Annotated in this window: 13 protein-coding genes and 1 tRNA gene; 7 read left to right on the top strand and 7 right to left on the bottom strand. The window is 67.1% G+C overall.

From position 1 onward, the window contains the following. Positions 1-27: 27 nt before the first annotated feature. From V8U06_RS23340 to V8U06_RS23330, 3 genes are all read left to right on the top strand, one after another. On the top strand, positions 28-1,815 hold the full coding sequence (locus V8U06_RS23340; RefSeq protein WP_427142723.1) for an aminopeptidase P family protein: 1,788 nt from the start codon (positions 28-30) through the stop codon (positions 1,813-1,815). Between the two features lie 118 nt (positions 1,816-1,933). Then, a complete protein-coding gene (locus V8U06_RS23335; RefSeq protein WP_427142722.1) occupies positions 1,934-2,611 on the top strand; it encodes a FadR/GntR family transcriptional regulator in 678 nt (225 codons plus the stop codon). Then, positions 2,608-3,882: a CynX/NimT family MFS transporter gene (locus V8U06_RS23330; RefSeq protein ID WP_427142721.1), complete on the top strand. Its 1,275-nt coding sequence runs from the start codon at positions 2,608-2,610 to the stop codon at positions 3,880-3,882. The genes V8U06_RS23335 and V8U06_RS23330 overlap by 4 nt, the downstream gene beginning before the upstream one ends. Here the strand turns inward: V8U06_RS23330 and V8U06_RS23325 are convergent. The 4 genes from V8U06_RS23325 to V8U06_RS23310 form a co-directional block, all read right to left on the bottom strand. Next, complete coding sequence (locus V8U06_RS23325) at positions 3,849-4,550, bottom strand: 5-formyltetrahydrofolate cyclo-ligase (protein ID WP_427142720.1); 702 nt, start codon at positions 4,548-4,550, stop codon at positions 3,849-3,851. The two genes, V8U06_RS23330 and V8U06_RS23325, sit on opposite strands and share 34 nt — an antisense overlap. A 21-nt stretch (positions 4,551-4,571) precedes the next feature. Further along, positions 4,572-5,738 (bottom strand): cystathionine gamma-synthase, encoded by a 1,167-nt coding sequence (gene metB, locus V8U06_RS23320; protein ID WP_427142719.1) that lies wholly within the window; start codon positions 5,736-5,738, stop codon positions 4,572-4,574. Positions 5,739-5,859: 121 nt separating this feature from the next. Beyond that, positions 5,860-6,204, bottom strand: coding sequence for a DUF488 domain-containing protein (locus V8U06_RS23315; RefSeq protein ID WP_427142718.1), 345 nt, complete (start codon positions 6,202-6,204; stop codon positions 5,860-5,862). Between the two features lie 3 nt (positions 6,205-6,207). Beyond that, a complete protein-coding gene (locus V8U06_RS23310; RefSeq protein ID WP_427142717.1) occupies positions 6,208-6,849 on the bottom strand; it encodes a carbonic anhydrase in 642 nt (213 codons plus the stop codon). Between the two features lie 315 nt (positions 6,850-7,164). On the opposite strand from V8U06_RS23310, the gene rnk reads away from it, so the two are divergent. Both rnk and V8U06_RS23300 read left to right on the top strand, forming a co-directional pair. Further along, the gene (rnk, locus tag V8U06_RS23305; RefSeq protein ID WP_427142716.1) at positions 7,165-7,590 is read left to right on the top strand and encodes a nucleoside diphosphate kinase regulator; all 426 of its coding nucleotides are present in this window, start codon (positions 7,165-7,167) and stop codon (positions 7,588-7,590) included. 173 nt (positions 7,591-7,763) lie between these two features. Further along, the gene (locus V8U06_RS23300; protein WP_427142715.1) at positions 7,764-8,276 is read left to right on the top strand and encodes a hypothetical protein; all 513 of its coding nucleotides are present in this window, start codon (positions 7,764-7,766) and stop codon (positions 8,274-8,276) included. 13 nt (positions 8,277-8,289) lie between these two features. Here the strand turns inward: V8U06_RS23300 and gdhA are convergent, their stop codons facing one another. Together gdhA and V8U06_RS23290 are read right to left on the bottom strand one after the other, a co-directional pair. Further along, complete coding sequence (gene gdhA, locus V8U06_RS23295; RefSeq protein WP_427142714.1) at positions 8,290-9,642, bottom strand: NADP-specific glutamate dehydrogenase; 1,353 nt, start codon at positions 9,640-9,642, stop codon at positions 8,290-8,292. A 92-nt stretch (positions 9,643-9,734) separates the two neighbouring features. Beyond that, positions 9,735-10,889: an HPP family protein gene (locus V8U06_RS23290; RefSeq protein WP_427142738.1), complete on the bottom strand. Its 1,155-nt coding sequence runs from the start codon at positions 10,887-10,889 to the stop codon at positions 9,735-9,737. Positions 10,890-11,144: 255 nt separating this feature from the next. Here V8U06_RS23290 and V8U06_RS23285 point away from each other — a divergent pair, with 255 nt between their 5' ends. Continuing rightward, complete coding sequence (locus V8U06_RS23285; RefSeq protein WP_427142713.1) at positions 11,145-12,047, top strand: acyltransferase family protein; 903 nt, start codon at positions 11,145-11,147, stop codon at positions 12,045-12,047. 24 nt (positions 12,048-12,071) lie between these two features. Continuing rightward, a complete protein-coding gene (locus tag V8U06_RS23280) occupies positions 12,072-12,278 on the top strand; it encodes a hypothetical protein (protein WP_427142712.1) in 207 nt (68 codons plus the stop codon). Positions 12,279-12,348: 70 nt separating this feature from the next. Here V8U06_RS23280 and V8U06_RS23275 read toward each other — a convergent pair. Then, positions 12,349-12,433: transfer RNA gene (locus V8U06_RS23275), tRNA-Leu, on the bottom strand. Positions 12,434-12,468 lie beyond the last annotated feature (35 nt).

Raw genomic sequence — 12,468 nt, 5'->3', positions numbered from 1 at the left:
CCCCTACGCCATTCCAAGGACACTGCCATGACCCCGAAATCCCCCGTCGCCGCCCTTCGCGCCAAGCTCGCCGAAGAGGGTCTCGACGGTTATGTCGTTCCACGCTTCGACGAGCACCAGGGCGAATATTGCGCCGAGCATGACAACCGCCTCGCCCATGTCACCGGCTTCACCGGCTCGGCGGGCGTCGCCATCGTCATGCGCGACCGCGCGGCGGTCTTCGTCGACGGGCGCTACCAGGTGCAGGTGCGCGAGGAGATCGACCAGGGCCTTTTTGCCATCGAGCATTTCCACGACGCGCCGCTGAAGGACTGGCTGCGCAAGAACCTGCGTTCCGGCGAGCGCGTCGGCTTCAACGCCATGCTGCTGCCCTCCACCTGGGATGCGGATTGCGGTGCCTCCGTCAAGGCGGCCGGCGCGCATTGGGTGCCGGTGACGGACGATCTCGTCGATACGATCTGGGCGGACCAGCCCGAACGCCCCCTCGGCAAGATCGCCGCCTTCCCCATTGCCCGCTCCGGCGAGACGGTTGCGGACAAGAAGCGGCGCATCGCCGCCGCGCTCGCCGATGAGGGCGCCGATTTCCTCGTCGAGACGCAGCCGGACAACATCGCCTGGTTCCTCAACGTGCGCGGCTCCGACGTCGCCTTCAACCCGATGCCGCAGAGCTTCCTCATCGTCGACCGCGCCGGCACCGCCGAATGGCTGGTCGATCACCGCAAGCTGCCCAACGACCTCTCCGATTTCGAGCTGGACGGTGTCGCGATGGCGGAGCCGAAAAGCCTGCTGGAGCGGGTGCGCAGCGCAGCGCCCGATCGCACGCTGCTGCTCGACCCGGCCTTCGCCCCCTCCGCCGTCGCCCATGCGGCGCGGATCGCCGGTGGCCGGGTGCGGCTCAACCGCAGCCCCGTCACGCTTGCCAAGATGGTCAAGAACCCGGCGGAGCTTGCCGGCTTTCGCGATTGCCACCGGCTCGACGGTGCGGCCTGGATCCGCTTCTTCGCCTGGCTGGAAGAACACGGCGCGGCCCGCGCCGCGAACGGCAGGCCGATAACCGAACTGGAAGCGGAAGAGCGCATTCTCGCCTTCCGGCAGATGGCGGAGGACTTCGTCGAACCGAGCTTCCGCACGATCTCCGCTTCGGCCGGCCATGCCGCCATGTGTCACTATGCGGCCAGCGCCGCGAGCAATGCGCCGATCACCGGGAAGGGCGTCTATCTGCTCGATTCGGGCGGGCAGTATGTTTCCGGCACGACGGATGCCACGCGCACCACTGCCCTTGCCCCCGTCAGTGACGAGATCCGCCAGCGCTATACCGCCGTGCTGAAGGGCTTCATCTCCATGATGGCGCTGAAGTTCCCCCCCGGCACCTGCGGTCACCATCTCGATGCCTTCGCCCGCCGTCCGCTTTGGGAGCTCGGCCTCGACTACGACCACGGCACCGGTCACGGCGTTGGCCATTTCCTTTCGGTGCACGAGCAACCGCAGCGCTTCGACCGGCGCATCAACGAGATCGTGCTGACGCCCGGCATGGTGACGACCATCGAACCCGGCTACTACAAGGCCGGCGAATACGGCATCCGCATCGAGAACCAGGTGGAAGTGGTGGCCGAGCCCGACGGCTTCCTCCGTTTCCGCACCCTGACCCTCATCCCGATCGACCTTCGCCTTGCCGATCTCGGCGCGTTGACCAAGGCCGAGTGCCGCTGGCTCGACGCCTATCATGCCGAGGTCGCGGCCGCGATGGACGGCCAGCTCGATGGCGAAGCCGCGGCATGGCTCACCGCGCGCACCGCGCCCATCAAAGCCGGCTAAGCAATTCGACACGCCCTGAACGTTCGGCCGGTGCAAATACGCCGGCCGATTTCGTTTGACGTCTTCGGCAAAGAGGCATAGTCACAAAGTCATCCGATGACTTTGTGACTATAGATCCATGTATCCCCTCAACAAGACAAATCTCGCCGACACGGCCGTCGAGGCGATCCGCAGCGAAATCCAGAACCGCCGCTGGGCGATCGGCGAAAAGCTGCCGAACGAGGCGACGCTGTCCGCCATGCTCTCCGTCAGTCGCGGTACGGTGCGCGAAGCGGTGCGCGTATTGGTCTCGCAGGGCTATCTCGAAACGCGGCAGGGCTCCGGCACCTATGTGCGCTCGGCGGCCGATACCGCGCGCCCGCTCACCATGGCCCGCCGCGCCGGCTTGCGCGACCAGTTCGAGGCGCGCCTGGCGCTTGATGTCGAGGCGGCGCGGCTTGCCGCGTTGCGCCACAGACCGGAAGATATCCACACCCTGCGCGCGCTGCTGGCCGCGCGCGGCAATTATGCCGGCGGCGACAAGGCGGATTTCATCGCCCGCGACCTCGCCTTCCACCAGGCGGTCATCGCCGCCTCGCGGAATGCCGTGCTCATCGGCATGTACGATTTCTTCTCCACGCTGATCGCCGAGACCATCGAGGCGAGCCTTGGCGCGGACCTGCCGGAACCCGACATGGCCGCCCATGCCGCCATCGTCGACGCCATCGAAAGCGGCGACCCCGATGCCGCCGATGCCGCCGTGCGTCGCTTCATGGCGCCGGTCCTTTCCGCTCTCGACCGGCTGCTCCTGTCATGACCCATCCTGCCGACACCGATCCCGGCGCCATCGACCTCATCGACGCCGAAGCCGACAGCGTGCCCGCGCCCGAGCCGCACCGGCCGCCGACACCGCTCGCGCGCTTCCTGCTCGGCGCCAGCCTCGTGCTCATCGCCTTCAATCTGCGCGTGGTCTTTTCCAGCGCCTCGGCGCTGCTGCCGGAAATCCGCGACGTGCTCGGCCTTTCGCCCACGGGCGCAAGCCTCCTGACGACGCTGCCGGTCGTCTGCCTCGGCCTGTTCTCTCCGCTCGCCCCGCGCCTTGCCCAGCGCATCGGCACCGAGCGCACGCTGCTTGCCGTCGTCTTTCTGCTGGCGCTCGGCACCGCCCTGCGCGGCCTCTCCTCCATTCCGCTGCTCTTTCTCGGCACGGCGCTCGCCGGCGCCTGCATCGCGGTCGGCAATGTGCTGCTGCCCGGCCTCGTCAAGCGCGATTTCCCCGACAAGGCGGCGCTGATGACCGGCTGGTACACCATGGCGCTCTGCGCGGGCGCCGCCAGCGCCGCCGGCCTGACGCTGCCGCTGGAACACGCCCTCGGTGGCTCGCTGAACGGCGCGCTCGCCGCCTGGGCGCTGCCCGCGCTCGTCGTCGGCTTCCTCTGGCTGCCGCAGGTCCTGGCGACGCGCCGGCAGGCGAAGCGCACCGGCTTTCGCGTGGAAGGCCTCTTGCGCGACCGTCTCGCCTGGCACGTCACCTTCTTCATGGGCCTGCAATCGGCCCTCGCCTATTGCGTCTTCGGCTGGCTGGTGCCGATCCTGCGCGAACGCGGCCTCGACGGCGTTACGGCCGGGGCCATCGTTTCCGTCTCGGTCATGGTGCAGGCCGGCTCCTGCCTTGTCGCGCCGCATCTTGCGGTGCGCGGCAAGGACCAGCGGCTGATCAACGTCACGCTTTGCGCCTTTGCCGTCGTGGCGCTGCTCGGCCTGCTCTTCGCGCCGCTGTGGTCGGTCTGGTTCTGGGCCGTGCTGCAGGGCATCGGCCAGGGCGGGCTGATCGCGGTGGCGATGACCGTCATCGTGCTGCGCACGCGCGACCCGCATGTCGCGGCGCATCTGTCCGGCATGGCGCAATGCGTCGGCTACCTGCTTGCCGCCGTCGGCCCGCTCGTCGTCGGCCTCATCCGCGGCTGGACCGGCAGCTTTGCCTGGAGCGCCGTGCTCATCGTGCTGCTCGGGCTCGGCGCGGCGGTCAACGGCTGGTTCGCCGGCCGGGCGCTCTACGTCAACGCCCGCACGGTCGAGACGTCCTGAGGCCGCACCACACCGGTCTCCGTCACGATCAGGTCCATCGGGATATCGTGCATCTGCGGATAGATGGTTGCGGTCCTCGCCGCGCTGGAGCCCACGCCGATGACGCGCGGCCTTGCCGGCAGCGCCGCCAGCGTCCGGTCGAAGAAGCCGCCGCCATAGCCGAGCCGGTAACAGGCGGGATCGAAGCCGACGACCGGCGCGATCACGATATCGGGCAGACAGGGCCTGTGCGCCGCCGGCACCGGAATGTTCCAGACGCCACGCCCCAGCGCCTCGCCGGCCTGCCAGAGATGGAATTCCAGCGGACGGCCCTTCTCCACCACGACCGGCAGGGCGGTCTGCCCGCCGCGCGCGACGACCGCCTCCAGAAAGGGACGCAGGTCCGGCTCGCCGCGAAACGGCCAATAGGCGCTGACGATACGCCCCGCGACATCGCCGATCTCGGCCAGCACGCCCGCCGCGATGGCCTCGCTTTCGGCGGCGCGCGTCTCTGCCGGCCCGGCAAGGCGCGCGGCGATAAGCCGTTCCCGCTCGGCCTTGCGCCAGCGGTTCACATCCGTCCAGGCCTGCAGGTCGAGCGGGCCGGGGAGCCCGGAATAGGCGGGGTCGACCTCGTGCAGGAAGCAGGCCGGCGAGGCGAAGGTGGCAGGGGTATCGTCATCGGCCATCACGTCCCTCCCCCATGGGCTTCAGCAGGCCGAAAGGCCCGTTTCCAGCCCGGCCACGAGATCGTCGACATGTTCGAGCCCCACGGAAAGCCGCAGCAAGCCGTCGCCGATGCCGGCGCGCGCACGGGCATCGGCGCCCATGTCGACATGGGTCATCGTCGCCGGATGCGCCACCAGACTTTCGACACCACCAAGCGATTCGGCCAGCGTGAAGATGCGCACCGCCCGCACGAAGCGCCGCACCGCCGGCACGCCGCCCGCAAGCTCGAAACTCATCATGGCACCGAATCCCCGCTGCTGTCTTGCGGCAAGCGCGTGGTCCGGATGGTCGGCAAGGCCGGGATAGTGCACGCGGGCGACGGCGGGGTGGGCGGCAAGCCGCTCCGCGACCGCCCGCGCATTGCGCTCCTGCCCGGCCATGCGGGCAAAGAGGGTGCGCAGGCCCCGGAGCGTCAGCCAGGAATCGAAGGGCGCGGCGATGGCGCCGGTCACGTTGGCCCAGCGCTTCAGCGCCCGGTCCTCCTGCGCATCGGCAGCGATCACCGCGCCGGCAATGACGTCCGAATGGCCGTTGAGGAACTTGGTGGTCGAATGCAGCACATAATCCGCCCCCAGCGACAACGGCTTCTGCAAGGCCGGCGACAGGAAGGTGTTGTCGACGGCGACCTTCGCGCCCGTCGCCTTCGCAAGGGCCGAGAGGACGGCGATATCCACCACCCGCATCAGGGGATTGCTCGGCGTCTCGATCATCACCAGCGCCGGATGATCCCAGAGCCGCGCCTTGAAGGCCTCGATATCCGACTGGTCCACCAGCCGCAGCTTGATCTGGCCGAGATCGGCGCGCGCCTTCAGGAGCCGCATCGTGCCGCCGTAGCAATCGTGCGGCGCCAGAACCACGCTGCCGACGGCAAGCCGGCTGACGAGAAGGTCCACAGCGGCCATGCCGCTCGGCGTCAGCACCGCGCCGGCGCCGCCTTCCAGCCGGGCGATCGCCTCGCCGAGCAGGTCGCGCGTCGGATTGCCGACGCGGCCGTAATCGTAGGCCCTCGGCGTATCGAAATCGGCGAATTCATAGGTGCTGGAAAGGTAGAGCGGCGGCGCGATCGCGCCAAAGGCGGTATCGCTCGCCACGCCATGCGCCGCAGCAACGGTTTCCGGTTGAACTTCGTTCGCCGTTCGCTCGGACATCGATGCTGCTCCTCATGTTACGCGAGGAAAATGGCGGGGATGCTCATTCCTGACAAATGAATTCTATTGCCGCCACGGTGCAAGAATTTTGCAGTCAAAGCGGAGGGCAAGACGGCCGTGGTCACGTGTCCGCGAGCACATCGGCCAGCACGGCCGCATGGTTGAAGTCGCGGTTGCGCGAGCCGTAGAGCAGCGTCACCGGGCCGGCCTTGGCGCGGGCGCGAAGGTCCTCCACCGCGGGATTGCCCTCTAGCTCCGCGCGGTAGCGATCCTTGAATTCCGCCCAGTGCTCCGGCCGGTGATCGAACCACTGGCGCAGCTCGGTGCTGGGCGCAACATCCTTCGCCCATTCGTCGAAGGCGGCCTTTTCCCTGGAGATGCCCCGCGGCCAGAGCCGGTCGACAAGGATGCGCGCGCCGTCGTTCTCCTCCGGCGCGTCATAGACGCGCTTGATGTGCACGGACATGGCCTAGCCTCCCCTGACACCCCTCACCGTGCATTTGAGATCAGAAAGCAGCCCGTCCTGCAAGCCGTAGACCCAGCCGTGAATGGCGACGTCCTTGCCGGCCTGCCAGGCGGCCTGCAGGGTCGGCGTACGGGCAAGGCGCTCGACCTGTGCGGCGACGGAGGCCTCGCAGAGCCGGTCGAGGTCGGTATCGCTCCAGCATTCGCGGCACGAAAACTGCCGGTCCGCCACGTCGCGCACGGGCTGCAGCCAATGGTCGATCAACCCGAAGCGTTCGCCACTGACGGCCGCGCGGATGCCGCCGCAACCATAGTGGCCGCAGATGATGATGTGCTTCACGCCAAGCTGGTGCACGGCATATTCGACCACCGAGAGCATGTTGAGGTCGGCCGGGTGGATGAGGTTGGCGACATTGCGGTGCACGAAGACCTCGCCCGGTTCCAGCCCGGCGATCACATTGGCCGGCACGCGGCTGTCGGAACAGCCGATCCAGAGATAGTCCGGCTGCTGCAGCGTCGACAGGCGCTCGAAATAGTCCGCCTTCTCCGCCTTGCGCTCGGCGGACCAAGCCTTGTTGCGGACGAAAAGATCTTCGATCATGACAGGGCTCCGCTTGTAAGGGACATGCGAGCTATCTGCCCGCATCTGGCGTCTGTCAAACCGGCAGTCCGTCGCAGGGGCGGCGTTCGGCCGCGCCCCCGACGGGGCTGCTTGACTTTCCCCGCCCCCTCCCCCCATCATAGGCGCATGATGACGACGCACGACTTTGCCCGATTTCTGAAACGGTTGTTTCCTCTCGCAGGACACTAGCCCCTCGGCTTGGTCGCGTCGCGCCCCGGCCGTGGGGCGATAGCGGTTCCGTCATTTTTCGAGAACCGCGCCGGAATTGCGCGACATCCTTTCCCAAGTTTTCCGATTTCTGCGCGCCCTCGGGGCCGTAAGAACCCGTGCGAGGTTTCCATGACCGCCATCAAGACCAAGGGCCGCCTGCCCACCATCACCATCGCCCGTTCCGAACACGCGCGCCTTTCCAACCTCGCCGACATGCTGGCCGAGCGCGATCCGCACGCCGCCGAACAGCTCGCCGTCGAACTCGATCGCGCCAAGGTGGTCGACGATGCGCGCATGGCGCCGGGTGTCATGCGCATCGGTTCCATTGCCGAATTCCAGATCGACGACGAGCCGCCGCAGACCGCCGAACTCGTCTTCCCCAAGGACGCCGATATCTCCCGCCAGCGCATTTCCGTGCTGACGCCGGTCGGCGCGGCGCTGATCGGTCTTTCCGCCGGCCAGTCCATAGAATGGGCCGCGCGCGACGGCCGGGTGCGCCGTCTCAGCGTCATCGCGGTGCAGGATGCCGCGCCGGACGCCGCCCGCGCCTCCTGAGGTTCCCGTCGATGAAATTCCTGTCCTTCTCCCTGTCCGGCTCCCCGTCCGGGCGCATCGGAGGCTGCCTCGTCGCAGGATCCTGACCCCCTGCGCCGCGCGTGCGGTCAGGGGGGCTTTTCCGCCACGACCCGAGGACGCCCGCCGGACGGTGGGAAGGATGGAGATTGACGATGGAACGGGAAACCGGACTGCTCACGGCACGCGACGGCTACGTGCTGGACAAGATGTTTGCCGACTGGCCGCCGCTGACGGAGGAATGGCTGGCGCTCCTGACGCGCAAGCGCGCGCTCGCCCGCATGCCGGCGGATGCGCCGGCCCCGGCCGGCCTTGCGGCGATCGACACGCGCGTCGCCTTCCGCTGCGCAAGCGGGCTCACCGATGCCCGCACGCTCTGCCTGCCCGGCACCTATGTGCCCGGCAGCGCCTTCCTGCCGATCACCACCTTCTATGGTCTCGCGCTTCTCGGTCTTCGCGAGGGCGAGGCCATCGGCTTCGACCGCCCGGAGGGGCGGCGCGACTGGATCGTGCTGGAAAAGGTGCTCTTCCGGCCGGCGGCCGGAAAGGTCGGCGAAGACCCGGTGCGCCCGTCCTTCCGCCTGATCGCCGGCGGGCTCGAAGAGCGCGCCTTTGCCCCCGCCAACGAAAACGGCCCCGGACAGGGTCCGGGGCCGTCCGCCGCCTGAGCGGATCGGTGGATCAGATCACGCCCTGCGCGCGCATGGCCTCGGCCACGCGGATGAAGCCGGCAATGTTGGCGCCGAGCACGTAGTTGCCCTTGGCGCCATATTCCTCGGCCGTTTCGGCGCAGCGGTCGTGGATGCCCTGCATGATCTGGCCGAGGCGTTCGCGCGCCGTCTCGAAGCTCCAGCTGTCGCGGCTGGCGTTCTGCTGCATTTCCAGCGCGGAGGTGGCGACACCGCCGGCATTGGCCGCCTTGCCGGGGCCGAAGAGCACGCCGCCCTCCTGGAAGGCGCGGACGGCTTCCGGCGTCGAGGGCATGTTGGCGCCCTCGGCGACGGCGATGACGCCATTCCTGATCAGCGTCTTGGCGTCCTTGCCGGTCAGTTCGTTCTGCGTGGCGCAGGGCAGCGCGACATCGCAGGGAACGTCCCAGATCGAGCCCTTGCCCGAAGGGATGAAGTGCGCGCCCTTCTTCCCCCTGGCATATTCCGACATGCGCTCGCGGCGCACTTCCTTGATCTCCTTGACGAGATCGAGATCGATGCCGTCCTCGTCGAGGATGTAGCCGCTGCTGTCGGAGCAGGCGACGACCTTGGCGCCGTATTTGATTGCCTGTTCCATGGCGTAGATCGCCACGTTGCCGGAACCGGAAACCGTGACCTTCTTGCCCTCGAAGCCCGTGCCCTTGCTCTCCAGCATGGCGCGCGTGAAATAGACCGCGCCGTAGCCGGTCGCTTCCTTGCGCACCAGCGAGCCGCCGTAGCTGAGGCCCTTGCCGGTGAAGACGCCGGCCTCGAAGCGGTTGGTCAGGCGCTTGTACTGGCCGAACATCCAACCGATCTCGCGGCCGCTGACGCCAATGTCACCGGCCGGCACGTCCGTGTGCTCGCCGAGATGACGGTAGAGTTCCGTCATGAAGGACTGGCAGAAGCGCATGATCTCGCCCTCGGAACGGCCCTTCGGATCGAAGTCCGAACCGCCCTTGCCGCCGCCGATCGGCAGGCCGGTCAGCGCGTTCTTGAAGATCTGCTCGAAGCCGAGGAACTTGATGATGCCGAGATTGACGGAGGGGTGGAAGCGCAGGCCCCCCTTGTACGGACCGAGGGCCGAATTGAACTGCACGCGGAAACCGCGGTTGATCTGCACCTGACCCTTGTCGTCGACCCACGGCACGCGGAAGATGATCTGGCGCTCCGGTTCGCAGATGCGCTCGATCAGCGCATCCGTCAGATAGCCGGGATGTTTCGAGACGACGAGGCCGAGGCTTTCCAGCACCTCTCGGGCCGCCTGGTGGAATTCCGGTTCCGCCGGGTTGCGCTGCAACACCTGGGCAAGGATCGGTTCAAGCTTCTCGTCGACAGTCGCCATGGCGACACTCCTTTCGTCTCGATACTATGGTTCCTGATAATCGGGCCGCCGGTCTGGCGCCGGCCGGCCCTCGTGACATCGTCCGGGCATCGTCAGATACCCTGCCCGTGGCCGCTCATCAGGCCGGCGGGCAAGCCGGTCTGGGAGAGGCTTTTGGCAAGCGTGGCCAGAAGATCGGTCTGGGAGATGATGCCGACGACGCGACGCGCCTCGTCGATCACCACCACCGCATGGATCGTGCCGTCCGTCAGGCGCGGCAGAAGGCCGATCGCCGGGTCGGAGGGGTTTGCCGTCGCCGCTTCGGAGATCGGCAGATGTGCGGCGGGCGTCATCGCGGCCAGTTCGCGCAGGCCCACCGTTCCGGCGAGCCGCCCCTCGCCGTCGAGCACCGGCAGCGTGCGGATGTCGTGGTCGAGCAGCTGCGTGCGCGCCATGTCGGCGGTCGCGTCCAGCGGCACCGTCACCACGTCGCGCGACATGATGTCGGCGCAGGTCAGGTCGCCGCGCTGGCGCAGCAGCGCCTGCAGTTCGACCTGGCGCAGCAGCGCGTCGAGGTCGGCGCGGCTGATGTCGAGCGTTTCGTTGAGGTTCGCGACGGCCGCGTCGATGTCGTCCGTGTTGAAGCCGACACGGAAGGCCGCCGGCGGATCGGCCGTCTTGTGCGTGTTGACGGGCGCAACGGCCTGGCGATGCGGATATTGCCGGCCGGAAAGCTTGTGGAAGAGGATACCGACGCCGACGAGCAGCAGCGAATTGATCGCGACCGGCACGAAGGGGAACCAGAAACCGGCGCGCGCGACCGCCGCCCCGCCGATGACGGCGGTGAGCGCCGCCGCGCCTCCCGGCGGATGCAGCGAACGGGTCAGGGACATGGCGAGAATGGCCAGCGCGACCGCAAGCCCGATGGCGAGCGCCGGATCGGTGACGAAGGTCGTGACCGTCACGCCGACGAGGGCGGAGATCGTGTTGCCGCCGACGATGGACCAGGGCTGGGCGAGCGGACTGGCGGGAACGGCGAAGAGCAGGACCGCGGAGGCGCCGATGGGCGCGACGATCAGCGGGAGATGCGGGTCGTTGCCCATGACGAGGCCGCAGACGAAGCCGGTGAGGCAAATGCCGATCAGGGCCCCGAGGCAGCCGATCAGGCGTTCCTTGAGCGTGGCGCCGGCGAGAATGGGAGTGAACAGCCGGAATTTGGACAGAATGCCCGATTTATGGGCATCATGTTGAGACGGGGCCACGATGATCCTGATCAAAAAAAGGCAAATGATTATTCCGGAGGCTTATGTGCCTATCCCGCCCAGCACGCAAGGGTGCATCGGGAAGATTCTGTTTTGCCTGGGAGGTGCGGAAAGAGGCCGCGCACCAGCGGCAAGATCGACCGGAAGAAGAGGCGGCCCGGCCGACTTGCAGCCCTTCGAAAAGTAACCTTAAGTTTATTTTCTCCATCGCTACGCAATCTTCTGGAGTATGTTTCCCAAGACGCACGATGGGGGAAACCGATGCACGCTCGCCGATACGAGGCCCTCGATAGCTGGCGCGGTCTTTGCGCCTGCATGGTCGCTCTGTTTCATTTCAACGTCTTCAGCCACATTCAGTCGGCGGGGATCGTTCGCAACGCCTACCTCTTCGTGGACTTCTTCTTCGTGCTCAGCGGCTTCGTGATCGCCGCGAACTATCAGGCGCGTCTGATGCAGGGTTTCGGCCCCGGCCGGTTCCTGTTCCTGCGACTCGGACGCATCTATCCCCTTCACCTCGTCACCATGCTGCTGTTCGTCCCCATCGATATCGCCAAGGACGGGGCAAGCCCGGAGATTCTGCACGCCCTCGTGACGAATGCGCTCTTGCTTCAAGGCACGGGCATCAATTCCGCCCTGTGGCTGAATTTTCCAAGCTGGAGCATCAGCGCCGAGTTCGGCGCCTATGTCGTCTTTACCCTGATCACGCTTTGGCTCGGATCGAGGATGCTGCCCTGGCTCGTGATCGCGGTCGTCGGCGCCGTCGCGCTGGTGCTGCTCAGCCCGAACAGGATGGATTCGACCTACGACTACGGCCTCGTTCGCTGTCTCTACGGTTTCGCGCTCGGCGTCGTGAGCTTCCGCCTGCGCGCGCTGTTCGCCGTTCTCGACAAACCCCTCGGCCGCCGCACCGATACGCTGATCGAGGGCGCGGCTGTCGTCCTGCTCTGCCTGTGCCTTGCCGCGCTCGACGGGCACAGCACCGCTGCGGTGGCGACGCCCGTGCTGTTCACCGGCATGGTCCTGCTCTTCGCGCGCGAGAAGGGGCGTGTCAGCGACGCATTGAAAGTCCGGCCGATGCTGGTGATCGGCGCGCTATCCTATTCGATCTACATGGTGCACGCGCTCGTGCGCGCCGTCGCCCGGGCGCTCGCCATGATGCTGTAGAAAACGACGGGCTTCTCCTTCTTCATGGATCTGCCGGTCGTCGACGGCAAGACGCCGCGCCTGTTGTCCATCGACGGTTCGCTCTGGTTTGGCGATGCGTTGCAGGTCTTCATGCTTCTGGCGACCGTCGCCCTTGCCGTGCTGACCTTTCGCTATATCGAGGAGCCGGGGCGGCTGTGGAGCCGCAATGCCCGCCTGCCTGCGTTCGGCCCGGCCTCCAGCAGCGCCTGACGGAAAGCGCGCAAAGAAAAAGCCCGGAAAACCGGGCTTTCTTGGCTGTTAAGACAGCCATACGGAAACTTGGTGCCCAGAAGAGGACTCGAACCTCCACGCCTCGCGGCACAGGTACCTGAAACCTGCGCGTCTACCAATTCCGCCATCTGGGCGACGGAGAGCGATGTAGAAGGACCGCCCTCCGGTG

Origin of the sequence: Shinella sp. G-2, from assembly GCF_050172695.1 — a bacterium.
Taxonomy (GTDB): domain Bacteria; phylum Pseudomonadota; class Alphaproteobacteria; order Rhizobiales; family Rhizobiaceae; genus Shinella.
Note: the sequence above shows the minus strand (reverse complement) of the source record. Positions and strands in the feature narration are given on the sequence as shown.